The organism is Ferrovibrio terrae (genome assembly GCF_007197755.1).
GTDB lineage: Bacteria > Pseudomonadota > Alphaproteobacteria > Ferrovibrionales > Ferrovibrionaceae > Ferrovibrio > Ferrovibrio terrae.
The window spans coordinates 2409491-2433420 of record NZ_CP041636.1; the positions used below are offsets into that span (position 1 = coordinate 2409491).

The window sequence follows — 23930 nt, forward strand, 5'->3', positions numbered from 1 at the left end:
GCACCCGCCAAGAGCGAATCGCGCGCAGGTCCGGGGCGTAACGTATGCAATTCTGAGTCCAGCCTTTCAGGTGCGGCCGGCACAGCAAAAGCACCGTATTTCCGGGGCTATGGCGGGGCGTTGCCTATGCCCGCGTCCGGCTGCCTGCTTTTGCGGCAAAACATTGTCTCGGCGACAAGTTGATATGTTGCACCGCCCAAGAGGCGGACGTATGGTTCGCCCGCCTTATTTTCCCCTCCGCTCGCGCCTAGGAGTCGCAAAAAGTCATGGCCTTCCTGTCCGAAGCTCTCGGTCGCATCAAGCCGTCTGCCACCATTGCCGCCACCCAGAAGGCCCGCGCGCTCAAGGCCGCCGGCCGCGACGTGATCGGCCTCGGCGCGGGCGAGCCCGATTTCGAGACCCCGGCCAATATCCGTGAAGCCGCCAAGGCGGCGATCGATCGCGGCGACACCCGCTATACGGATGTGGACGGCACTGCGGCGCTGAAGCAGGCGATCATCGCCAAGTTCAAGCGCGAGAACGGCCTGGACTACAAACCCGAGCAGATTTCGGTCGGCACCGGCGGCAAGCAGGTGCTGTTCAACGCGCTGCTCGCCACCGTCAATCCGGGCGATGAAGTGATCATCCCGGCGCCCTACTGGGTCAGCTATCCGGATATCGTGAATTTCGCCGGCGGTACGCCGGTCTTCGTCACCGGTACGGCGGAAGACGGCTTCAAGCTGCGTGCCGAGGCGCTGGAGAAGGCGATCACCCCGAAGACCAAATGGGTGATCATGAACTCGCCGTCCAATCCCTCGGGCGCCGCCTATACGCGCGACGAGCTGAAGGCGCTGACCGATGTGCTGGTCCGGCATCCGCATGTCTGGATCCTGACCGACGACATGTACGAGCATCTGGTCTACGACAATTTCGTCTTCACCACGCCGGCGCAGATCGAGCCGGCGCTGTATGAGCGCACGTTGACCATGAACGGCGTGTCGAAGGCCTATTGCATGACCGGCTGGCGCATCGGCTATGCCGGTGGCCCGCAGCCGCTGATCAAGGCGATGGGCAACCTGCAGTCGCAGTCGACCTCGAACCCGTCGTCGATCAGCCAGGCCGCCGCCGTCGAGGCGCTGAACGGCCCGCAGGACTTCATCCCCAAGAACAACCTGGTGTTCAAGCAGCGCCGCGACCTGGTGGTCAGCATGCTGAACCAGGCCAAGGGCATCCACTGCCCGAAGCCGGAAGGTGCCTTCTACGTCTATCCGAGCTGCGCCGGCACCATCGGCAAGACTTCGAAGGCCGGCGTGAAGATCAACACCGACCTCGACTTCTGCAATGCGCTGCTCGAGGAGCGCGGCGTTGCGGTGGTGTTTGGCGAGGCCTTCGGCCTGGCCCCGCATTTCCGCATCTCTTACGCCACCTCGACGGAAGCCCTGAAGGACGCCTGCACGCGGATTCAGGAATTCTGTGCCGACCTGACCTGATTTCTGGCAGGTAACTCGTGATGGCCGTCACGCTGACCGGAGAGGCTGTCTTGGCCCGGAAATCTGCCAATGCTAAGCAGCCTCTGTCGCGGCCGCCCGGCCGGACAGGTCACGCATGCCGACCACGGTAAAGAAACGCTCCGTGGTGGTCGGCGGCCACCGCACCAGCATCTCCCTAGAACAGGCGTTCTGGGAGGCGCTGCAGCAGATGGCCGCAGCCGAGGGTAAGACCATCAACCAGATGGTCAGCGATATTGACGCTGCACGTTCGGGCAACCTCTCCAGCGCGATCCGGGTATGGATCCTGGATCGTGCCATCGAGGGGCTGCTGCAGCCAACGGGAACCGCCGCCAGAGCGGGCCCGCCGGCAGGGAAGCAAGAACAGTAGCGTACGGCGTTCGGGGGAATTCAGGTCATTGCGTTAAGCGCTCCCGCGCGGCCGTGTGCAGAACAGGGCGGCTATGCGTATGACCCGGACTTCACTCTCCATTGCTGCGATTGCCGGCTCGCTGCTGGTGTTGGCGGGCTGCGAACGCGCAGCACCTGCGCCCGAGCCGATCCGCCCGGTTCGCGTCACCACCGTCGCGCCACAGGTACATGAAAGCCGCTCCAGCTATACCGGCGAAGTGCGTGCCCGTTACGAGACCAACCTGGCCTTCCGGGTTGGCGGCAAGATCGTTGCCCGCTATGTCGAGATCGGCTCCGAGGTGAAGAAAGGCGCGGCGCTTGCCCGCCTCGATCCTGAAGACACCCGGCTTGCCACACAGAATGCCCGCGCGCAGCTCAGCGCCGCCCAGGCGAATTTCAACCAGGCGCAGACCGAACTCAGCCGCTACAGAAAGCTGTTCGACAGCCGCGTGATCAGCCAGGCCGAACTCGACCGCCGGCAGAACACCTACAACACCGCCGAGGCCCAGCTCGACAGCGCGCGGTCGCAGCTGCGTTCGGCGCAGAATCAGATGGACTATACCGAACTGCATGCCGATGCCGATGGCGTCGTCACGGCGATCGGCGTCGAAACCGGCCAGGTGGTGTCGGCCGGCCAGACGGTGATGAAACTGGCGCGGCCGGAAGAGAAGGAAGTGGTGTTCAACGTCGCCGAGAACCGCCTCGACGAACTGCGCAGCGCCACCGCCATCGCGATCAGCCTGTGGGCGCAGCCCGACAAGGAATACACCGGCGTGGTGCGCGAGATCGCGCCGGGCGCGGATCCGGCCACCCGCACCTACGCCGTGAAGGTGAGCGTGCAGAATGCACCGGCCGGCATGCGGCTCGGCATGACGTCCACCGTGTCGATCGTGCGGCGTTCGGAGGCCTCGATGGTCGCGCTGCCGTTGTCGGCGCTGTACCAGCAGGGCGCGGAACCGGCGGTCTGGATCTATACCGGCCCCGTGGAAGGTGGCGAGGGCAAGGTGGAGCTGCGGCCGGTGAAGATCGCCGCCTTCATCGAGCGCGCCGTGCTGATCGCCGATGGCCTGAAGGATGGCGAGAAGGTTGTCACTGCCGGCGTCCACAAGCTGATCCCCGGCCAGGCCGTGCGCCTGCTGCCTGAAGTACAGTCTGCTTCGGCGGGGAAGAAGTAATGAGCCAGAATTCGCCGGCACCTGCCGATGCCGATGGCATCGGCCGCTTTAACCTGTCTGCCTGGTCGCTGCGGCATCGTTCGCTGATCGGCTTTTTGATGGTACTGCTGCTCGCGGCCGGCGCCATGTCCTACATGCAGCTCGGCCGCGCCGAAGATCCGGATTTCACCTTCAAGGTGATGATCGTGCGCACCAACTGGCCCGGCGCCACCGCGCGCGAGGTCGAGCAGCTGGTCACCGACAAGATCGAAAAGAAGCTGCAGGAGACGCCGTATCTCGACAACGTGCGCAGCTATTCCAAGGCGGCCGAGTCCACCATTTTTATCGCCCTGCGCGACAGCACGCCGCCCAAAGCGGTGTCGGGCGTATGGTACGAAGTGCGCAAGAAGGTTGGCGATATCCGCCACACCCTGCCGGCTGGCGTGCAGGGGCCGTTCTTCAACGATGAATTCGGCGATACCTTCGGCACCATCTATGCCTTCACCGCCGACGGCTTCACGCATCGCGAGTTGAAGGACTATGTCGAGGACGTGCGCGAAGAACTGCTGCGTATCAAGGATGTCGGCAAGGCCGACCTGCTGGGCGTGCAGCCCGAGCGCGTCTTCATCGAATTCTCCAACAAGAAACTCGCCAATCTGGGCATCAGCCCGCAGCAGGTCATCGACGTCATCCAGGCGCAGAATGCCCAGACCGCGTCAGGCGTGGTGCAGACCTCGTCCGACCGCATCGCTACCCGCGTCAGCGGCGAGATCGAAGGCCGGGCGCTGGGCGAATTGTCGATCCAGGCCAACGGGCGGCTGATCCGGCTCGGCGACATCGCCGACATCAAGCGCGACTATGCCGATCCGCCCAGTCCGCGCCTGCGCTACAATGGTCAGGATTCCATCGGGCTGGCCGTCTCCATGGCGAAGGGCGGCAATATGATCGAGCTGGGCAAGCAGCTCGACGCCACCATGAAGCGGCTCAAGGCCGACATGCCGATCGGCATCGAGGTGCTTCAGGTCGCCGACCAGCCCACAGTCGTGCAGCGCTCGATTTCTGAATTCATGCAGGTGCTGCTCGAGGCCGTGGTCATCGTGCTGGGCGTCAGCTTCCTCAGCCTTGGCCTGCGCAGCGGCATGGTGGTGATGCTCTGCATCCCGCTGGTGCTGGCCATTACCTTTGTGTGCATGCAGATATTCGGCATTGACTTCCACCGTATCTCTCTCGGCGCGCTGATCATCTCGCTTGGACTCCTGGTCGACGACGCGATCATCGCGGTCGAGATGATGCAGGTAAAAATGGAGCAGGGCTTCGACCGCTTCAGGGCGGCAAGTTTCGCCTATACCTCGACCGCCTTCCCGATGCTGACCGGCACGCTGATCACGGCGGCCGGTTTCGTGCCGGTCGGCTTCGCCAAGAGTTCAGCCGGCGAATACACCTTCTCGATCTTCGCCGTGGTCACCATCTCACTGCTGGTGTCGTGGATCGTGGCCGTCATCTTCACGCCCTTCATCGGCTATACCATCCTGCCAACTCCCAAGGCCGGGCATGGCCATGGCGAGGATGTCTATCATCGCGGCATCTACCGCTATGTGCGGCCGGTGGTGGAATGGTGCGTGCGCCGGCGCTGGATCGTGATCGCCAGCACCATCGTCATCTTCGTGGCGAGCGTTGGTGGTTTCGGCCTGGTGCAGCAGCAGTTCTTCCCGTCGTCCAACCGGCCCGAGCTCATGGTCGACCTGCGCCTGCCGCAGGGCGCCTCGATCCAGGCCACCGAGCAGGAGGCGCTCAAGCTGGAGGCGCTGCTCAAGGACGACAAGGATATCGTCAGCTACACGACCTATGTCGGTGCCGGTGCGCCGCGTTTCTACCTGCCGCTGGATATCCAGCTGCCGAACGACAATTTCGCGCAGGTCGTTGTCCTCACCAAGGGCGATGCCGAGCGTGAGCGTGTGCGCGAAAAGCTGGTGAAAGCCTTCCAGGACGATTTCATCCTGCTGCGCGGCCGCGTCAACCGGCTCGAAAATGGCCCGCCGGTCGGCTTCCCGGTGCAGTTCCGCGTCAGCGGCCCGGACCCGATGGAGGTGCGTCGCATCGCCTTCCAGGTCGCCGATGTGATGCGCACCAATCCCAACACGCGCGACGTCAATCTCGATTGGAACGAGCTTAGCAAGGTGGTGAAGCTGGATGTCGACCAGGCCAAGGCGCGCCTGCTCGGCATTTCCTCGCAGGACTTGGCGACGATGCTCAATTCCATCGTCTCGGGCGTCACCGTCACGCAGTATCGCGAAGGCCGCGAGCTGATCGACGTGGTGGCGCGCGCCGAAGCTTCCGAGCGCCTCAGCCTGACCGGCATCCGCGATCTGAATGTGGCCGGTGCGGAAAGCAGCCGCGCGGTGCCGCTCGGTCAGGTGGCGGAAGTCAGCTACGAACTGGAAGAGGGCATCATCTGGCGGCGTGACCGCCAGCCGGTGATCACCGTGCGCGCCGATATCATCGACGGCATCCAGGCGCCGGTGGTGTCGATGCAGATCGAGCCCAAACTGGATGAGCTGCGCAAGCGCCTGCCGCCGAACTACCGCGTCGTGCTGGGCGGCGCCATCGAGGAAAGCGCCAAGGCCAATGCCTCGATCGGGGCTGTCGTGCCGGTGATGATCATGATCATGGTCACGCTGCTGATGGTGCAGCTGCAGTCGGTGTCGCGCATGCTGCTGGTGCTGCTGACCGCGCCGCTCGGCCTGATTGGCGTCACTGTGGGCTTGCTGGTGTTCAACGTGCCCTTCGGCTTTGTCGCCATGCTGGGCGCGATTGCGCTGGCCGGCATGATCATGCGCAACTCGGTGATCCTGGTCGACCAGATCGAGCAGGATATCGCCGGCGGCGAAGCCGTCTGGGATGCCATCGTGAACGCCACGCTGCGGCGTTTCCGGCCGATCATCCTGACCGCGCTGGCCGCGATCCTCGGCATGATCCCGCTCTCGACCAGCAACTTCTGGGGCCCGATGGCTTACACCATCATCGGCGGCCTGCTGGTGGCGACGCTGCTGACCGTGCTGTTCCTGCCGGCGCTCTATGCCGCCTGGTTCCGCGTGAAGCGTCCGGCTGCGGCGTAAAGCTCAGAGCGTCGATTCGAGCTTCACCTTGTCGGCCTTCACCTTGCTCGGCGAGGTGACGGGCTGATCGGTCCAGTCATCGCCGCCGGTGACGACGCAGGAGCGGCCATCGGCGCTGGTGATCAGGATCGTCCAGGAGCCGGTCTGCGAGACCAGCAGCTCGACGATGCGGTCGCCGACGATGCCGCCGGCCTGCGGCTGCTCGCCGAAGCGCTGGTCCAGCATCGTGCCCATGTCGTCGCGCAGACCGCAGAGCGTGGCCTGCTGCTGTGCCTGGGCAGCTGGGGTAAATCCGGCAATGGCAACGAGCGAAACGGTGGTAAACGCACTGGCTAAGATGGCCTTGCGCATGGCTGGCCTCCTTCGGTGTGCGCGTCCGCGTCCGGCGAACGCTTCCTGTCACACCAAACTGGATTTCGCCGTTCCGAGTTCCGTTTTTCGCCGTTTAGGGCCGTTACAAGGCTGTGATCGAATCGTAGCTAAAATCGATTCAGCCAACAATCTCAGCTGGTAACTATGCCGCGTCGTTCAGATGGCAGGCCGACAGCCGACCGGGCGCAATCTCTTTCAGTGCAGGCACTTCGGCCTTGCAGCGGGCAAAAGCCCTGGGGCAGCGCGGGTGGAAATGGCAGCCCGGCGGCGGATTGAGCGGTGACGGGATTTCGCCCTTGATCGGCAGATAGTCGCGCCGTTCGGCCACCAGCTTGGGCGCTTCCGCCAGCAGGGCCTGCGTATAGGGATGGTTCGGCGCGGCAAACAGCTGCTCGGTCGGGGCGCTTTCCACCACGCGGCCAAGATACATGATCACCACGCGGTCGGAGATATGCTCCACCACCGACAGATTGTGGCTGATGAACAGGTAAGTCAGGCCCAGCTGTTCGCGCAGGTCCATGAACAGGTTCAGCACCTGCGCCTGGATCGACACGTCGAGCGCGGCCACCGCCTCGTCGCAGACGATGAACTGCGGCTTCACCGCCAGGGCGCGGGCAATGCCGATACGCTGGCGCTGGCCGCCGGAGAACTGGTGCGGATAGCGCTTGCGATAGCGCGGGTCGAGGCCGACCTGCAGCATGATCTTCTCGACATAGTCGGCCATTTCGTGGCGCTTGATCATGCCATGCGCCACCGGCGCCTCGCCGATGATCTCTTCCACCCGCATGCGCGGATTGAGCGAGGCATACGGGTCCTGGAAGATCATCTGCACGCCAAGCTGATAGGCGCGCTGCTCCGCGCTGCTGCGGTCGGCAATGACCTTGCCGCGATACTGGATCGTGCCTTCGGTGGCATCCATGATGCCGGCGACGATGCGCCCGAGCGTGGATTTGCCGCAGCCGCTTTCACCCACCAGGCCGACCACTTCGCCTTCCTGGATGGTCAGGTCAACATGGTTCACGGCATGCACGGCGCGTTCCTTGATGCCGGCGCCGAACAGGTTGGCGATATGGGCGGCGATATCCAGGCGCCAGACGAAGCGCTTGGATACGCCCTTCAGTTCGAGAATGGGGCCGGTCACGAAACAACCTCCGCCGGGCTCAGCGGCTTTGCGTCAAACGGATGATGGCAGCGGGCGCGATGGCCCGGATTGAGTTCGACCAGCTCGGGCATGGTGTCGCAAACCGAGTCGGCACGGCTGCAGCGCGCCTTGAAGCGGCAGCCCGGCGGCAGGTTCAGCGGCGCAGGCGCCATGCCGGGAATCTGGAACAGGCGCTTGCCGCGCGGCATCGCGCCGGGCACCGAACCGATCAGGCCGCGGGTATAGGGATGCTGCGGCCGCTCGATCACGGTGTCGATGGCGCCGGTTTCCACGATCTTGCCGGCATACATCACCATGATGCGGTCGGCCAGGCCGGCCACCACGGAGAGATCGTGGGTAATCCAGATCATCGCCGTGCCGGTGTCGCGACACAGCTTGCGCATCTCATACAGGATCTGGCCCTGAATGGTGACATCGAGCGCGGTGGTCGGCTCGTCGGCGATGATCAGGTCGGGCTTGTGCAGCAAAGCCGTGGCGATGGCGATGCGCTGGCGCATGCCGCCCGAGAACTGGTGCGGGTAGGATTTCAGCCGGTCTTCAGGTGCGGCGATGCCCACGGACTGCAGCGTCTCGATGCAGCGGGCGCGGGCGGCTTTCTCGCTGACCTTTTCATGGGCCTGCACCGTCTCGATCATCTGGGTGTCGACGCGCAGCACCGGGTTCAGCGTCATCATCGGATCCTGGAAGATCATCGCGATGCGCGAGCCGCGTAAGGACCGGAGCCGTTCCGGGCTGGCGGTGGTCAGTTCCTCGCCCTTGAACTTGACACTGCCATTGGCGATGCGGCCAGGCGGGTCGATCAGGCCCAGGATGGTGAAGCCGGTGATCGACTTGCCCGAACCGGACTCGCCGACAAGACCGAGGATTTCACCAGCCTCGATGGAGAAGCTGACACCGTCGACGGCACGCACGATGCCGTCGCGGGTGGGGAACTGGGTTTCGAGATTCTCAACCTGGAGCGTGGCGGTCATGGGGCTGCTGGCTTTAACGCTTGAGGCGGGGATTGAGGACATCGCGCAACTGATCGCCGACCAGATTGATGGCGATGATCACCACGGTGAGGACGATACCGGGGAACAGCGAGATCCAGTAGACGCCGCTGAGCAGGTAGTCGAAGCCGTTGGAGATCAGCATGCCCAGCGAGGGCTCGGTGACCGGTACGCCGAGGCCGAGGAAGCTGAGCGTGGCCTCCAGTGTGATGGCGCGGGCGATGTTGATGGTGGCGATCACGATCAGCGGCGGCAGGCAGTTGGGCAGCAGATGCTTGAGCAGCATGCGCATCCGGCTGATGCCCAGGCAGCGCGCCGCCTCGATATATTCCTTGTTGCGTTCCACCAGAGCGGCACCGTGCGCGGCGCGGGCGAAATAGGCCCATTGCACGGCGACCAGCGCGAAGATCACCTTGTCAACGCCATTGCCCAGCACCGCCAGCAGGATCAGTGCGATCAGGATGGCGGGGAAAGACAGCTGGATATCGACGAAGCGCATGATCAGCGCATCGACCTTGCCGCCGCTATAGGCCGCCAGCAACCCGGCGATCGAGCCGATGGCCAGCGCGACCACCACCGAGACCACGCCGACCATCAGAGAAATGCGCAGGCCATACAGCATGGCGCTCAGCATGTCGCGGCCCTGGCCGTCGCTGCCGAGCAGGAAGGCGAAACCTTCGCCCGACATTTCACCGGGCGGCAGGCGCGCGTCCATGATGTCGAGCTTGGCCAGGTCGTAGGGGTCCTGCGGCGAGATGAAGGATGCGATCAGCGATGCGCCGATCATCAGCACCAGCAGCACAAGGCCGAGCATGGCCAGCTTGCTTTCGGCGAACTCGGCGACGATGCGCTTCCACGGCGCCTCGGTCTTGGCGAGCGGCGCGCCTGTCACGGCAGTCTGGGTGGCGCCAATGGAGACTGGGGTCTGACTCATTTCGCCTCTCCCAGACGCACGCGCGGATCAAGCACGGAATAAAGGATGTCGACGATCAGGCTGATGATCACCAGCAGGAAGACGACAACGAGCAGGTAGGCCACCACGACCGGGCGGTCGAGATGCACGATGGAATCGATCAGCAGCTTGCCCATGCCGGGCCAGGAGAAGATCGTTTCGGTGATGACGGCAAAGGCGATCAGGCTGCCCAGCTCAAGACCGGTCACGGTGGTGATCGGCACCATGATGTTCTTCAGGATATGCACGCCGATCACGCGCTTTTCGCTCAGGCCCTTGGCGCGGGCGAATTTCACGTAATCCATCAGCATCACTTCGCGCGCGGTGGCGCGGGCCAGGCGGATGATCAGGGCGCATTTCGACAGGCCCAGCGTCAGCGCGGGCAGTGCCAGATATTTCCAGCCGGCCAGCGACAGGAAGCTGACATGGATGCCGAGCACTTCCATCGTCGGGCCGCGGCCAGAGGCCGGCAGCCAGCCGAGCTGTACGGCGAAGACCATGATCAGCATCAGGCCGACCCAGAAATTCGGCAGCGAGAAGCCGAGCACCGAGCCGGCCATGATGGCGCGGGCGGTGACGGTCTCGTGGCGCAGGCCGGCATACAGCCCGAGCGGCACGCCGATGACGACCGACGAGATGGTGGCAATCAGCGCCAGTTCCAGCGTCGCCGGCATGCGTTCGAGGATCAGGTTGATCGCCGGCTGGCCGAAGACGAAAGACTTGCCGAAGTTGCCCTGCAGCGCCGAGGTGACGAAGGTGAAATACTGTTCCCACATCGGCCGGTCGAGGCCGAGCGACTTTGCGATGGCTTCGCGGTCGAGTTCGGTCGCTTCCGGGCTGACCAGGATCGCGAGTGGATCACCAATCATGTAGATGCCGACGAAAACCAGCACCGACATAACCGCCATGACCAACGCCGCCTGCATCAGGCGTCTGATGATAAAAACGAGCATGACTTAGAAACGCCCCGCGACCTGTTTCTGCCGGCACCATTCTGCACGATGGTTCATACCGGCGGTTCCCGAAGCAATAACCGAAACGACATGCAGTGCCTAGGTTTTCTTAGAGAATGACCTGATAACCCGGCGGTATGGCTTTTTGCACCGCAGAAAAGCATGCGGCAGTCAGAGCGAGAGTGGGGATCTCGCGCGGGGTTGTATATCTGGAGCCGGACCACCAATCCCATTGGTCCGCAAACAAAAGCGCCGCCGGTGATCAGACCGGCGGCGCCAATGATGTCAGACGTAACTGCCCAGAAGCTCTCTTGGCAGGCTCCGCTGGTAGTTGCGATCAGTTCTCGCTGTCGCCGGCAGGTTCGGCGGCCGGTGCTTCAGCCGGAGCGGTTTCGGCGCGTGACACAGCGCGGGCTTCGCGCGCATCGCGCTTTTCCTTGTTCTGCTTGCGCTTGGCAGCGAGCAGCAGCACGCGGTCGAGTTCCATCTGGCTGCAGATGCCGAGATAGACCGGATCGCGCGGCTTGATGTTGGCGTGATTGGGATGCGTGTGGTTCTTCACGCGATCGATGGTCGCCTTGGTGGTGCCGAGCAGCTTCTGGATCTGCGCGGTCTGCACTTCCGGATGATACTTCAGCAGCCAGGCGATGGCGTCGGGACGATCCTGGCGCTTGGAGACTGGCGTGTACTTGGCGCCCTTGGTCTTGTGGCGCTGCAGTGGCACGGTCGGCGCCAGCAGCTTCAGATCGCCGCTCGGGTCCTTTTCGCAGCGCTCGATCTCGTTCGGGCCGAGCTGGCCGTTGGCAACCGGGTCGAGACCGACAATGCCGATGGCCACTTCGCCGTCAGCAATGCCCTTCACTTCCAGCACATGCAGGCCGCAGAAGCGGGCAATCTGGTCGAAGGTCAGCTTGGTATTATCGATCAGCCACACGGCAGTGGCTTTGGGCATCAACGGCAATGCCATTGGTAATATCCTTCTCAGGCGGCCGGCCGGGCTCATCGGCCGCCCGCGGGGGCGAATTCGCGCGACAATATAGTGCATCGGACCGGGGGTGCAACCGCCCCCGGGGTGCTAAGTCATTGTATTTATATCAGATCACCAGCAAAACTTTGCCGACATGGTCGCCGTGGTCGATCCGGGCATGGGCCTGGGCGGCTTCGGCCAGGGGGAAGCGGCTGTCGATGATGGCCTTGAGCCGGCCATCGGCAAAAGCCGGCCAGACCCTGGCTTCCAGCGCCCGGGCGATCTCGCCCTTGAAGGCAATCGGGCGGGGCCGCAGCGTCGAGCCGGTCACGGTCAGGCGCTTGCGCATCACCAGGCTGAGGTCGCCTTCGCCCTTCGGCCCGCCCTGCACGGCGATGATCACCAGCCGGCCTTCCTCGGCAAGGGCTTTGATGTTCGGCGTCAGGTATTTGCCGCCCACCATGTCGAGAATGACATCCACGCCCTTGCCGTCGGTGAGCTCGGCGATCCGCGCGGCGAAATCCTCGGTCTTGTAGTTGATCGCCTTTTCGGCGCCGAGGCTTTCGCAGAAGCGGCATTTCTCCTCGGTGCCCGCCGTGGCGAAGATGCGCTTCGCGCCCAGCAGCTTGGCGAGCTGGATCGCGGCGACGCCGATGCCCGAGGCGCCGCCATGGATCAGTATGCTTTCACCGGCCTGCAACTGGCCGCGATCCGCGATGTTAGTCCACACGGTGAACCAGTTTTCCGGCAGCGCTGCGGCTTCGGCCATGTCGAGACCGGCGGGTACCGGCAGGCATTGTTCGGCCGGCGCCGTGCAGTAGGTGGCGTAGCCACCACCGGCTACCAGCGCGCAGACCTTGTCGCCGATCTTCCAGCGCGACACGTCCTTGCCGAGGGCAACAACTTCGCCGGCCACTTCCAGGCCCGGCGTGTCCGGTGCGCCCGGCGGCGGCGGATACATGCCAGAGCGTTGCAGCACGTCCGGGCGGTTCACGCCGGCCGCATGCACCTTGATCAGCACTTCGCCCTCGGCGGGCTGCACCATGGGGCGTTCGGCGGATTTCAGCACCTCGGGCCCGCCGGGCTGGCTGATCTCGATCACGGTCATGGTTTCTGGCATGGTCTGCGGCAGCATGCGCGTCTCCTCAGGGGTCGGTCAGTGATCTAACGGGCCAGCTTCGTTACGGCAAGTCGGGCCGCCACGGCAAGCCGGCAGGTTTCGCTTTATCCGGCTTTCCGGCATTGGGTAGTATGTGGTCCAGATTGGATCAGGGAGGCCGGAATGGACTGGGACGAAGCCGAAAGGCGCAAGCCGGTGCTGCCGAAATTCGAAACCATGTCGATCGAGGACCTGCAGGATCGCATCCTGGCGCTCGAGTCCGAAATCGCCACCATCCGCGATGTCATCAAGGCCAAACAGATGGCGCGTGGCTCGGCCGACACCTTCTTCAAGAAATAGAGCTCTGCGCGGCGGCGCGCAGCCAGCCTTGCAGCGCGACGATCTCGGGCTGCTGCGCGCGCTCCGGCAGAGTGACCAGGTGGTAGCCATCGCCCTGCAGCACGGGGCCGAAGGGCTGCACCAGCGCGCCGCTCGCCAGTTCAGTGGTGACCAGCGGCAAACCGAGCAGCGCAACGCCCTGGCCGGCAATGGCCGCCTGGATGGCATGGCTCTCGTCGCTGAAACGAAGCCCACCCGCGATATCCAATCCCTTGATACCGGCCTGCTCGGCCCAGCATTTCCAGATCGGCGTGTCGCGCCGCCGCTGGCGCCAATCGAAATGCAGCAGGGTCTGTCGCTTCAGATCGGCCGGACGGCGTAAGGCAAGCCGTGGGCTCGCCACAGGCGCGAACGGGCTCGGCAGCAATTTCTCAGTGTGCAGGTCCGGCCAATCACCGCGGCCGTAGCGGATCGCGACATCGGCGCTGCCACCGCTGAGATTTACCGGCTGTTCGGAAGCATGCAGATGCAGATCGATATCGGGATGGCGCGCCTGCCAGTCGCCCAGGCGCGGCAGCAGCCATTTGGCGACGAAGGCCGGCGTGGCTGACAACGTCAGCCGCCGGCGCTGCGGCCCCGCGCGCAGCCGTTCGAGGGCGAATGCAAATGAGTCGAGACCGTCGCGCAACACCGGATAGAGCGCGTCGCCGGCCGGCGTCAGCGTTACCTTGCGGATATGCCGCACGAACAGGCGCTGGCGGATGCTGTCTTCCAGCAGGCGCAGCTGATGGCTGATCGCGGTCGGGGTCACGCCAAGTTCGTCAGCGGCGGTTTTGAAGCTGAGATGTCTCGCAGCGGCTTCGAAAGCGCGCAAGGCGCCGAGCGGCGGCAGTTTTCGCGTCTGGGTCATACGGCTGAATCTAGGTCAGCCATCGGCCTGAGCAATTCGCATTTGTCCGGCCGTGTCGCATTGCTTACGTGGTCTGCGTCACATCTGGCGAATTTTTCTCATCTCATGGAGACCCGCATGACCACGCTTTTGGTTCTCGATGCCAGCGCCCGGCCGCAGAGTTCGGCCACGCACCGCTTCGGCTCGCATACCCGTCGGCTGACGGCACGCTTCCTGTCACACTGGCGCGCTGCGCGGCCGCAGGATGCGGTTGTGCAGCGCGATCTGGGGCAGGCCCCACCGCCACCAGTCAGCGGCGACTGGATCCACGCCGCTTTCACCGCGCCGGAGCAGCGCGCGCCGTGGATGCGCGAAACATTGGCGCTGAGCGACCGGCTGGTGGATGAAGTGATCGCCGCTGACATCATCGTCGCCGGTCTGCCAATGTACAATTTCGGACCACCGGCGCAGTTCAAGGCCTGGATCGACAACATCGTGCGCGTCGGCCGCACCTTCGGTTTCGATCGCACGCGTCAAGGCGAACCGTATTGGCCATTGCTGACCGCGCAGAACAAGACGCTGGTGCTGCTCGGTTCGCGCGGCGACTACGGTTACGACGCCGGCGGGCGGATTGCGGCGATGAATCATGTCGAAGCCAGCACGCGTACGGCCTTTGCCTATATCGGCATCACCGATGTCGAAGCTGTTGCGGTGGAATACGACGAGTTCGCCGATGAAAGACTGGCGGCGTCGATCGCAAAGGCAGAGCAGGGCGTTGATGAGATCGTGCAGCGGCTGCTGCGCCGTCGTGGGCTCGCGGCAGCGGCCTAGCGCAGCGCCTGCTGGCCGATGCGGGTATGGGCGGGAACCAGGTCTTCCGTCGACGCGCTGGCCGGCCGCAGCGCCACGCGGCAACTGGTGAGGCCCGGTTCGGCCTGGCTCCGCAGCACCACGAACTGCCCGCCGGCAGCAGCTGCAACGACGCGGTCGTATTCCATCATGCGCCAGCAGGCCGCGGTATCTCCGGTACCCCGGAGAGGGCAGGGCGTCTCGATCCGTGCAAAGACGGTATCGGCCGTGACAGCCTCGATCGGCACCCGTTTCGGGCTGGGGAAGCCCTGCTGCCAGGCCGTGCCGAGGTCAGAAATTTGTCTGCTGACCTGACAAATTTTTCGCCGGCGGATGGTCGTCCGGGCCAGCCAGTGCGACCAGGCCCGACTGACCGGCCAGAAGGCAGGGCGTCTTGCCAGGGCGGCCGAGATGGCCAGCAGGATGGCCATGCCCTGGCGAATTGCAATTTTCTGCAGTGGGCTCATAAATAAAGACATATGACAAAAAATGTCATATGTCAAAACCGTTCAGCGTGCCCGAACAGTTCTCAGGATCATGTCGACGGCGGCCAAAGCCCTGTCCTGCCAGACATTTCTGTCCAGATCGGTGGCCAGGCGGGGATCGTGGAAGCGGCTCATCAGGTCGTCGATGGCCAGCGCCAGCTTCTCGGCCGGTTCACTGCGGAAAGCGCCGGCCGTGCTGCCCTCGGCCAGCAGGCCGGTCAGGTGGCGGCGGATATGGTTGCGGTGCTGGCGCAGCAGGCCGGCGAGGTTCTTCATCACCTCGTCCAGTACCTCGACCAGGCAGGGATCGGACAGGTAACGCCTTGTATTTTCAGCGTCCGCCAGCAAAAACGCCTGCAGCCGGGCGGCCGGGCTGCGGCCGGTATCGCGGGCAATCGTGGCCAGGCGGGTCTCGTCCTCGGCCAGCCAGCGGCTCGCCAGCGAGGCCACGATGGCGCGTTTGTTCTGGTAATGCCGGTAGACCGCGGTGCGGGCGATGCCGGCCTCGGCGGCGATATCCTCGATCCGGGTGCGTTTGGCGCCCAGCCGGCGGAAACAGGCCAGCGCCGCATCCAGCAGCCGGTCCTGCAGCGGGCCGGGCAGGGCCTCGGCGGGCACGTCCGGCGCGTCCTGTGACACGGTAGCCAGTTTTGTCATGCCATCGACCATACAGGATCGGCGCCACTTCACGAAATCTTAAGTGCGGCCGGGGATACTGGCCCCGTTACAAGATTTGGTTTGGTCATAGTTTCCTCCCTGTTGATTTTGACTTTCAGGCCGCCGGCCGCTTACCGGCGGCCTTTTTTTATGTCCCGACAATAACTTGCCCCCGCGTGACGGCCGCAGCCGCGGCATGCTACCCATCCGGTCTGAAAAAGATTCCCGGGAGGGCCGTCATGCTGGAACCCAAATTCTTCCGTTTCGACACGCTGAGCCTGCATGCGGGCCAGCAGCCCGATCCGGCCACCGGCGCGCGCGCCGTGCCGATCTACCAGACGACATCTTACGTCTTCCGCGATGCCGACCATGCCGCCGCGCTGTTCAATCTCGAACGCGGCGGCCATATCTATTCGCGCATTTCCAATCCCACCGTCGCGGTGCTGGAAGAGCGGCTTGCGGCACTCGAGGGCGGCGTCGGCGCGGTCTGCACGGCCTCGGGCCAGGCGGCGATGCATCTCGCCATCTGCACGCTGATGGGGCAGGGCGGCCATATCGTCGCCTCGCGGAATATCTATGGCGGCAGCTACAACATCCTCGTGCATACGCTGCCGCGCTTTGGCATCACCACCACCTTCGTCGATCCGCGCGACCATGCAGCATGGAAGGCGGCGATCAAGCCGGAGACGCGGCTGGTGTTCGGCGAGATTCTCGGCAACCCGGGCCTCGAAGTGCTGGATGTGCCCAGCGTTGCCAAAATCGCGCATGACGCCGGCATTCCGCTGATGCTCGATTGCACCTTTGCCACGCCGTATCTGTTCAGGGGCTTCGAGCATGGCGCCGATCTCGTCATGCATTCGGCCACCAAGTTCCTCGGCGGCCATGGCGTCGCCATTGGCGGCGCGCTGATCGATTCCGGCCGCTTCGACTGGGAAGCTTCGGGCAAATTCCCGACCATCACCGAGCCTTACGCGGGCTATCACGGCCTCGACTTCGCCGAGGAGTTCGGCCCCGGTGCCTTCATCATGCGTGCGCGTGCCGAAGGCCTGCGCGACTTCGGCGCCTGCATGTCGCCGACAAATGCCTTCCATCTGCTGCAGGGCGTGGAAACGCTGCCCCTGCGCATGGCGCGGCATGTCGAGAACAGCCGCAAGGTGGTCGCTTTTCTGAAATCACATCCGGCGGTGGCCTGGGTGTCCTATCCTGAACTGGAAGAGCATCCCGATCATGCGCTGGCGAAAAAGCTGCTGCCGAAAGGTTGCGGCGCGGTGTTCAGTTTCGGCGTGAAGGGTGGCCGCGCGGCCGGTCGCGTGCTGATTGAGGCGCTGCAGGTGTTTTCGCATCTGGCCAATGTCGGCGATGCGAAATCGCTCGTGATCCATCCGGCCAGCACCACGCACCAGCAGATGAGCGCTGCCGAACTGAAAGCCGCCGGTATCGGCGAGGAACTGGTTCGCCTTTCCGTGGGCCTGGAAGACAGCCAGGACCTGATCGACGACCTGAACCAGGCGCTGCGCGCGTCGCAGAAGGCCGTCAAGGCCGCAGCCGAATAAGGACAGGGAGAACGCGAAGATGTGGCTCGACGTCGCGGGCAAGAAAGTGTTTGCCGCCACTGGCGGCAAGGACTTCGACAAGACCAAACCCTGCGTGGTCTTCATTCATGGCAATGCCTGTGACCATACGGTCTGGGCGATGCAGACGCGCTGGTTCGCCTATCACGGCTATTCGGTGCTGGCGCTCGACCTGCCGGGCAATGGCCGCTCCGAAGGCCCGATGCCTGAAAGCGTCGAGGCCTTCGCCGACTGGATGCCGAAGCTGCTCGATGCGGCCGGCGTGCAGCAGGCGGCGCTGGTCGGCCATTCCATGGGCGCGCTGATCGCGCTGGAAACCGCGCAGCGGCATCCGTCGCGCGTGAAGAAGATTTCGCTGCTCGGCTTCGCCTATCCGATGGCGGTGAACCCGGAACTGCAGGCACTGGCCGACAGTGGCGCCTATACCGTGGTCGAGCTGATGAACGACTGGATGATCGCCAAGAAGAACCAGATCGGCAGCAACCGCGTGCCGGGCGCGCATCTGCTGAATGGCAGCATCCGCCTGATCGATCGCGCGCCGCGCGCCGTGCTGGCGACCGGCTTCCGCGTCTGCAGCAGCTACCAGAATGGCAAGCAGGCGGTGGCAGCCATCACCCTGCCGGCGCAGATCCTAGCTGGCGAGCGCGACCAGATGACGCCGCTGCGTGCCGCACGCGGCTGGGCCAGGGAATTCCAGAACGGCCGCATCGATGTGCTGCCGGGCTGCGGCCATATGATGATGGGCGAGCGGCCCGACGAGACGCTCGACGCCCTCAAAGATTTCATTGCCGGTTGACGAGATGAGCAAGAATCCAGAGCAACGCCTTTACCTGATCACTCCGCCGGCAATCGAGCCCGCGGCCTTCACCGAAGAGCTGAAGAAAGCGCTCGGCGCCGGCGATGTCGCCTGCCTGCAGCTGCGCCTGAAAGATGGCGAGCAGACCGCATCCGACAACACCTTCCGCCGTGCGACCGAAGCGCTGCTGCCGGTCTGTCATGAGCATGACGTCGCGCTGCTGATCAACGACCGGCCCGATCTTGCGATCAAGTTCGGCGCCGATGGTGTGCATGTCGGCCAGGACGATGTGCCTTACGAAGAGGCGCGCCGTATCCTGGGGCCGGATCGCATTGTTGGCGTCACCTGCCATGACTCCCGGCATCTGGCGATGGAGGCGGCCGAGGCTGGCGCGGATTACGTCGCGTTCGGCGCCTTCTTCGCGACCGAAACCAAGCGGCCGAAGACAAAAGCGGAACCCGAGCTGATCGAATGGTGGGCCGACCTGATGGAGGTGCCCTGTGTCGCCATCGGCGGGATTACCGTTGAGAACTGCCCGCCGCTGATCGCCGCCGGGGCGGATTTCCTGGCGGTTTCCGCCGGCGTCTGGCGCCATCCGGAAGGCCCTGCCGCGGCCGTGAAAGCCTTTAATGGAGCGATTGCCAAGCATGGGAACCGCTGATAGGTTCCGCGGCCTTTCCCAAACAAGCATCCGTCCCCAACTTCTGGTCCCCCAATGGCCCTGCGTTCGGCTTTGATCAATGCGATGGCAAACGCGGCGCGTAAAGCGCAGCGCAGCCTGATCCGCGACTTCAACGAGGTTGAGCACCTGCAGGTCTCGAAGAAGGGCCCGGCTGACTTCGTGTCCGCTGCCGACCGCAAGGCCGAGAAAATCCTGCAGCAGGAACTCGTCAAGCTGCGTCCGGATTTCGGCTTCATCATGGAAGAGGGTGGCCGTATCGAGGCGAAGGACGGCAAGACCTACTGGATCATCGATCCGCTCGACGGCACCACCAATTTCCTGCACGGCATTCCGCATTTCGCTATTTCCATCGGCGTGCAGCGCGAGGATGAACTGATCGCCGGAATCGTGCTCGACGTCGTGCGCGATGAACTGTTCTGGGCCGAGAAGGGCGTCGGCGCCTATGTCAACGAGCGCCGCATCCGCGTGTCGGCCCGGCGCAAGCTGCCCGAGGCCGTGTTCGGCACCGGCATCCCCTTCCATGGCAAGTCGGGCCACGAAGCCTTCCTGAAGGAAGTCACCAAGGTGATGACCGAAGTGGCTGGTATCCGCCGTCTGGGCGCTGCGGCGCTCGATCTGGCTTACGTTGCGGCCGGGCGTTTCGACGGCTTCTGGGAAACCGGCTTGCAACCGTGGGATATCGCGGCCGGCATCGTGCTGGTGCGGGAAGCCGGCGGCACGGTCACGGATCTGGCCGGTGGCGACAAGATGCTGGAAACCGGTGGCATCATCGCAGCGAACGACGTGCTGCACGCACCGCTGACCAAGCTGATCAAATCCTGATCCAAGTTTGGTTCTTGGGCTTGGGTTCCGGGCGCCATTCGCACTGCACAAGTCGTTGATTTCCTGCTTCTGACGGCTGCTTGCCGGGTTGTCGGGTCCGGCTGGCTCCGCTATCGTTCGCGCCGTAGTCGGGGTTCGGGGGATTTTTCGATGGCTGCCAGGCCGGTTCCGCATTCGCTTGCCGCCTTATCGCTGGCGTTCGGCCTTGGCGTCGTCGCTGCACCGGCGCTGGCGCAGAATTACATCGGCACCGGCAATGTTCAGGTCAACATGCAGGCGCTCGACCAGTTGGGCGGCGCACGATCTGCCAGCCTCGCCACGCCGCAGCTTCCGTTGATTGGATCGACCGGCAAGGCGCCGAAGCAGGCCGCTGTTCCGGCGGCCGCCCAGCCGACTGGCCCGCAGGCGCTGCTGGGTGAAACCGGTCAGGCCGCAAATACTGTGAAGCTGCGCCGGCCCGGGTCTTCCACGGCGACCCGCAAGGCTTCCGCATCTGCCCCGAAGGCATCGGCCAAAACCGAAGCTGCACCTGCCGCTGCGCCGCCGGCCGTCGCCGCTGCGCCGGCTCCCGCTGCGTCAGCTCCGACGCCTGCGCCGGCGATAACTCCGGCACCGGCCCCGCAGGCAGGCGCCCCGACCCAGGTGGTTCCTGCACCGCCCGCTCCGGCGGTAGCCGCCGCCCCATCGGCGCCCGCGCCGGCACCAACTCCGGCTCCGGCGCCTCCCGTGGCCGCCGCGCCGGCACCAACTCCGGCTCCGGCTCCGGCGCCTGCGCCGGCTGCCGCTGCGGCACCCCAGGCTTCAGTTCCGGCTACCCCCGCACCCGCGCCCCAGGCAACGCCCCGGGCGGTGCCTGCTCCGCAAGTGGCTGCCGCGCCGACACCGCCGCGTGCGGTGCCTGCGCCCGGGCCTGGGCCCGGCGGCCTCGTCACGCTGGCTTTCGCCGGCGGACAGGGTGATCTGCCGTCGGGTGGCGATCTGGCCGCCCTCGATGCGCTGGCCACGCAGCATGCCAATGGCGAAGACCGCCTGCAGATTCGCGCCTATGCCGCCAGCACCGTCAGCGATGGCGGCAGCGGCGCCCGGCGCCTCTCGCTCACCCGCGCGCTGGCCGTGCGGCAGTATCTGATCGACAAGGGCATCCGTTCGACGCGGATCGACGTTCGCGCACTCGGCGCCCCAACTGATGGCAGTGCCGCCGACCGTGTCGAAGTCGCTCCGGTCGGCCGCTGACGTCAGAACATACCCCCGGCTGACATCGTTTCGTCGCATATCCGGGGTTGATCCGGTTCGCCGCCCCGGGCGATCATTCAGGGGTTCGCATCTTGATTCGCCAAGCTGATTCACCTGGGCGAATTCCCAGTCGCCTGCGGGTCGCCCCGGCCCCAGTCTCGTCAACTGGTCGCCAGCCGGCGGCAGGTGCCGTGAAATTGCCGTATTCGCTCCGTAACGCAGAAGCGGAAGGATGGATTGCATGACCAAGCCTGGCCGTTTTCTGTTGCGCATGGTGCTGTTCCTCGCCGGTGTCGGCGTTGTGGTCGCCGTGCTGCATAACACCCTGCTGCGTGCCTTCATGGCCAATGTGGCGCTCAACAGCCTGATCGGCGCCGTTCTGCTGATCGGCATCCTCTATACCTTCCGCCAGGTCTGGGAGATCGGCCGCGAGGCGAGCTGGGTCGAGGCCTGGCAAAAGGCCCAGCGCAGCGGCGGTGGCGGCAATATCGGCGAACCCTCCAGCCTGCTGGCGCCGCTGGCGCGCATGCTGGCCAATCGCAGCCCGCGCGGCTCGCTGCATGCCACGGCGACCCGGGCCCTGCTGGACTCGGTCGGCTCGCGGCTGGATGAAGGCCGGGAAATCTCGCGCTATTTCATCGGCCTGATGGTCTTCCTCGGCCTGCTGGGCACGTTCTGGGGCCTGCTGGAAACCATCAATGCCGTTGCCGACACCATCAACGGCCTGTCGCTGAATGCGAATGAAGACATCAATGCGCTGTTCAACAAGCTGAAGGGCGGTCTGGAAACGCCGCTCACCGGCATGGGGCTGGCTTTCTCCGCGTCGATGATGGGGCTTGCCGGCTCGCTGATCGTCGGCTTCCTCGACCTGCAGGCGGGCCAGGCGCAGAACCGCTTCTACAACGACCTGGAAGAATGGCTTGCCGGCTTCACCCGCGTCGGCGGCAGCACCGTGACCGAGGGCGAACAGTCGGTGCCGGCCTATGTGCAGGCGCTGCTGGAGCAGACGGCTGACAGCCTGGACAACCTGCAGCGCACCATGGCGCGCGGCGAGGACAGCCGCACGCAGACCGGCGCGGCGCTGCTGCAGCTCAACGAAAAGCTCAGCCTGCTCACCGAGCAGATGCGCGCCGAACAGGGGCTGCTGCTCAAACTGACGGAACATCAGATCGAGATGCGGCCGATCATGGCCAAGCTGGCGCAAAGCGCCGACGGCGGCAACTTCGATGCCGCCAGCCGCGGCCACCTGCGCAACATCGACGTCCTGCTGACCCGCATGCTGGACGATGCGGCGCAGGGCCGCGCCAAGCTGATCGATGACATGCGTGCCGAAATCAAGCTGCTGTCGCGCACCATCGCGGCATCTGCTGACAACCAGCGCCGGTAAACGCCGATGGCTTTGAGCCGCAGGCGCAACGACCATATGGGGGCCAACGCATGGCCCGGCTATGTGGATGTCCTCTCCACATTGCTGATGGTCATCGTCTTCGTGCTGGCGGTGTTCATGCTGGTGCAGTTTTTCCTCGCCAACGCGATCTCGGGTCGCGACAAGGCCATCGAGGGATTGCGCAGCGAACTGGCCGGGCTGGTCGAGCAGCTCGGGCTGGAAAAACGCAACAACGCCGCATTGCGTCTCGACATTACCAACCTGCAGGCCACGCTGAGCAGCGCCAATGCCGAACGCGATCAGCTGGCTGCCGTGCTGGCCGACAGCCAGGTCCGCGCCGACGAGGCCGAGAAGAAACTCACCGAACAGCAGCAGATCGTGGTGGATCTGCAAGGCAAGCTGGTTTCGAGCACGGGCCAGCTGGATCAGGAAAAGCGCCTGACGACGGAAGCGCGCAGCCAGGTCGATCTGCTGAATCGCCAGATCCTGGCGCTACGCGAGCAGATGGCGCAGATCGAGCGCATCCTGAAAGAGAGCGAAGAGAAGGACAAGAGCAACCAGGCGCAGGTCAGCGATCTTGGCCGCCGGTTGAATGCCGCGCTGGCGCGCAAGGTCGACGAGCTGACCAATTATCGTTCCGAGTTCTTCGGCCGGCTGCGACAGGCGCTGGGCAACCGGCGCGACATCCAGGTGGTGGGCGACCGCTTCGTGTTCCAGTCCGAGGTTCTGTTCGATTCTGCCTCCGCCGAGCTGAAGCCCGAAGGCCGCGAGCAGATCGGCAAGCTGGCCAAGACGCTGATCGAGATCAGCGACAAGATTCCGAAGGAATTGCCGTGGGTGCTGCGCGTCGACGGTCATACCGACAAGCTGCCGATTGCCACGGCGCAGTTCCCTTCGAACTGGGAGCTGTCATCCGCGCGCGCCATTTCGGTGGTGAAGTTCCTCGCCAGCCAGGGCGTGCCGGTCGAACGCCTGGCGGCCACCGGTTTCGGTGAATTCCAGCCGCTGGATGCGCGCGAGGACCAGACCGCCTTCCGCCGCAACCGCCGTATCGAGCTCAAGCTGACCGAACGCTGAGCGGGAGGCATGGCGACCATGTTCGAGGAAGCGTTTCTCAAGGTCGGTGAACGGCTGGGTGCCCTGCAGGCCAAGGTGGTGCTGGCGCTCGCCGGCGGCATGATCGCGCTGGCGATCGTCGCGGCGGCGGGCGTCTATATCTGGCTCAACCCGCTGCTGCATTGCCGCCAGCAGAGTGCGCTGCTGTTTTTCGGCACGGCGGTCCGGCATGGCGAGCATGTGCGCCATCTGGACGGCAGCGAGTGGCATGGCTTTGTCGAATCCGCCATCGTGCCGCGTCTGCCGGACGGCTTCACGGTTCTGGAAGGACAAGGCTTCTCCCGCTCGGTCGCCGACGGCGCGGCGATGCGCGAGAACACCTATATCCTGATGGTGGCGCATCGCAACGATACCGAGATCAATGCCAAGCTCGCCAGCATCGTCGAGGATTACAAGTCGCGTTTCCAGCAGGAGAGCGTGCTGCGTCTCGACCAGTGCGGGGCCTATAAATTCTAGCGGGCAG

General features: G+C 64.5%; 24 protein-coding genes. 14 read left to right on the top strand and 10 right to left on the bottom strand.

Annotated features, from left to right (window positions below; all coding sequences use genetic code 11):
* Positions 1 to 266 precede the first annotated feature (266 nt).
* The 4 genes from FNB15_RS11725 to FNB15_RS11740 all read left to right on the top strand — a co-directional run bounded on the left by FNB15_RS11725 (position 267) and on the right by FNB15_RS11740 (position 6147).
* The gene (locus FNB15_RS11725; protein WP_144068874.1) at positions 267 to 1469 is read left to right on the top strand and encodes a pyridoxal phosphate-dependent aminotransferase; all 1203 of its coding nucleotides are present in this window, start codon (positions 267 to 269) and stop codon (positions 1467 to 1469) included.
* A 115-nt stretch (positions 1470 to 1584) separates the two neighbouring features.
* A complete protein-coding gene (locus FNB15_RS11730; RefSeq protein WP_144068875.1) occupies positions 1585 to 1857 on the top strand; it encodes a ribbon-helix-helix domain-containing protein in 273 nt (90 codons plus the stop codon).
* A gap of 79 nt (positions 1858 to 1936) precedes the next feature.
* Positions 1937 to 3052, top strand: a complete 1116-nt coding sequence (locus FNB15_RS11735; RefSeq protein ID WP_185973531.1) for an efflux RND transporter periplasmic adaptor subunit — start codon at positions 1937 to 1939, stop codon at positions 3050 to 3052.
* A complete protein-coding gene (locus FNB15_RS11740; RefSeq protein ID WP_144068877.1) occupies positions 3052 to 6147 on the top strand; it encodes an efflux RND transporter permease subunit in 3096 nt (1031 codons plus the stop codon). The genes FNB15_RS11735 and FNB15_RS11740 overlap by 1 nt, the downstream gene beginning before the upstream one ends.
* Before the next feature lie 3 nt (positions 6148 to 6150).
* On the opposite strand, the gene FNB15_RS11745 is transcribed toward FNB15_RS11740, so the two are convergent.
* From FNB15_RS11745 to FNB15_RS11775, 7 genes are all read right to left on the bottom strand, one after another.
* Positions 6151 to 6498, bottom strand: a complete 348-nt coding sequence (locus FNB15_RS11745; RefSeq protein WP_144068878.1) for a hypothetical protein — start codon at positions 6496 to 6498, stop codon at positions 6151 to 6153.
* A gap of 163 nt (positions 6499 to 6661) precedes the next feature.
* Positions 6662 to 7660: an ABC transporter ATP-binding protein gene (locus FNB15_RS11750; RefSeq protein ID WP_144068879.1), complete on the bottom strand. Its 999-nt coding sequence runs from the start codon at positions 7658 to 7660 to the stop codon at positions 6662 to 6664.
* Positions 7657 to 8652, bottom strand: coding sequence for an ABC transporter ATP-binding protein (locus FNB15_RS11755; RefSeq protein WP_144068880.1), 996 nt, complete (start codon positions 8650 to 8652; stop codon positions 7657 to 7659). Before FNB15_RS11755 ends, FNB15_RS11750 begins: the two co-directional genes overlap by 4 nt.
* Before the next feature lie 13 nt (positions 8653 to 8665).
* Positions 8666 to 9604, bottom strand: a complete 939-nt coding sequence (locus FNB15_RS11760) for an ABC transporter permease (protein WP_144068881.1) — start codon at positions 9602 to 9604, stop codon at positions 8666 to 8668.
* A complete protein-coding gene (locus tag FNB15_RS11765) occupies positions 9601 to 10575 on the bottom strand; it encodes an ABC transporter permease (protein WP_144068882.1) in 975 nt (324 codons plus the stop codon). The genes FNB15_RS11760 and FNB15_RS11765 overlap by 4 nt, the downstream gene beginning before the upstream one ends.
* A 337-nt stretch (positions 10576 to 10912) precedes the next feature.
* Complete coding sequence (locus FNB15_RS11770; RefSeq protein WP_144068883.1) at positions 10913 to 11542, bottom strand: cell cycle transcriptional regulator TrcR; 630 nt, start codon at positions 11540 to 11542, stop codon at positions 10913 to 10915.
* Between the two features lie 127 nt (positions 11543 to 11669).
* Positions 11670 to 12677: an NAD(P)H-quinone oxidoreductase gene (locus tag FNB15_RS11775; RefSeq protein ID WP_246068669.1), complete on the bottom strand. Its 1008-nt coding sequence runs from the start codon at positions 12675 to 12677 to the stop codon at positions 11670 to 11672.
* Between the two features lie 147 nt (positions 12678 to 12824).
* Here FNB15_RS11775 and FNB15_RS11780 point away from each other — a divergent pair, with 147 nt between their 5' ends.
* Positions 12825 to 13001 (top strand): DUF1192 domain-containing protein, encoded by a 177-nt coding sequence (locus FNB15_RS11780; RefSeq protein ID WP_144068884.1) that lies wholly within the window; start codon positions 12825 to 12827, stop codon positions 12999 to 13001.
* On the opposite strand, the gene gcvA is transcribed toward FNB15_RS11780, so the two are convergent.
* Positions 12991 to 13890: a transcriptional regulator GcvA gene (gene gcvA / locus FNB15_RS11785; protein WP_144068885.1), complete on the bottom strand. Its 900-nt coding sequence runs from the start codon at positions 13888 to 13890 to the stop codon at positions 12991 to 12993. The two genes, FNB15_RS11780 and gcvA, sit on opposite strands and share 11 nt — an antisense overlap.
* 117 nt (positions 13891 to 14007) lie before the next feature.
* On the opposite strand from gcvA, the gene FNB15_RS11790 reads away from it, so the two are divergent.
* A complete protein-coding gene (locus FNB15_RS11790) occupies positions 14008 to 14700 on the top strand; it encodes an FMN-dependent NADH-azoreductase (protein WP_144068886.1) in 693 nt (230 codons plus the stop codon).
* On the opposite strand, the gene FNB15_RS11795 is transcribed toward FNB15_RS11790, so the two are convergent.
* Entirely contained in the window at positions 14697 to 15149 is a 453-nt protein-coding gene (locus FNB15_RS11795; protein WP_144068887.1) for a hypothetical protein, read from the bottom strand. The genes FNB15_RS11790 and FNB15_RS11795 overlap by 4 nt on opposite strands.
* Before the next feature lie 78 nt (positions 15150 to 15227).
* The gene (locus FNB15_RS11800; protein ID WP_185973532.1) at positions 15228 to 15860 is read right to left on the bottom strand and encodes a TetR/AcrR family transcriptional regulator; all 633 of its coding nucleotides are present in this window, start codon (positions 15858 to 15860) and stop codon (positions 15228 to 15230) included.
* A gap of 239 nt (positions 15861 to 16099) precedes the next feature.
* Here FNB15_RS11800 and FNB15_RS11805 point away from each other — a divergent pair, with 239 nt between their 5' ends.
* The 8 genes from FNB15_RS11805 to FNB15_RS11840 all read left to right on the top strand — a co-directional run bounded on the left by FNB15_RS11805 (position 16100) and on the right by FNB15_RS11840 (position 23923).
* Positions 16100 to 17413, top strand: a complete 1314-nt coding sequence (locus FNB15_RS11805; RefSeq protein WP_144068889.1) for an O-acetylhomoserine aminocarboxypropyltransferase — start codon at positions 16100 to 16102, stop codon at positions 17411 to 17413.
* Positions 17414 to 17432: 19 nt separating this feature from the next.
* On the top strand, positions 17433 to 18227 hold the full coding sequence (locus FNB15_RS11810) for an alpha/beta fold hydrolase (RefSeq protein ID WP_144068890.1): 795 nt from the start codon (positions 17433 to 17435) through the stop codon (positions 18225 to 18227).
* A 4-nt stretch (positions 18228 to 18231) separates the two neighbouring features.
* Entirely contained in the window at positions 18232 to 18888 is a 657-nt protein-coding gene (gene thiE, locus FNB15_RS11815) for a thiamine phosphate synthase (RefSeq protein WP_144068891.1), read from the top strand.
* Positions 18889 to 18942: 54 nt separating this feature from the next.
* The gene (locus tag FNB15_RS11820; RefSeq protein ID WP_144068892.1) at positions 18943 to 19731 is read left to right on the top strand and encodes an inositol monophosphatase family protein; all 789 of its coding nucleotides are present in this window, start codon (positions 18943 to 18945) and stop codon (positions 19729 to 19731) included.
* 150 nt (positions 19732 to 19881) lie between these two features.
* Entirely contained in the window at positions 19882 to 20964 is a 1083-nt protein-coding gene (locus tag FNB15_RS11825; protein WP_144068893.1) for an OmpA family protein, read from the top strand.
* Positions 20965 to 21205: 241 nt separating this feature from the next.
* Positions 21206 to 22351, top strand: a complete 1146-nt coding sequence (locus FNB15_RS11830) for a flagellar motor protein MotA (protein ID WP_144068894.1) — start codon at positions 21206 to 21208, stop codon at positions 22349 to 22351.
* Positions 22352 to 22357: 6 nt separating this feature from the next.
* A complete protein-coding gene (locus FNB15_RS11835; protein WP_144068895.1) occupies positions 22358 to 23428 on the top strand; it encodes a peptidoglycan -binding protein in 1071 nt (356 codons plus the stop codon).
* Between the two features lie 9 nt (positions 23429 to 23437).
* On the top strand, positions 23438 to 23923 hold the full coding sequence (locus tag FNB15_RS11840) for a DUF3574 domain-containing protein (RefSeq protein ID WP_144068896.1): 486 nt from the start codon (positions 23438 to 23440) through the stop codon (positions 23921 to 23923).
* Positions 23924 to 23930 lie beyond the last annotated feature (7 nt).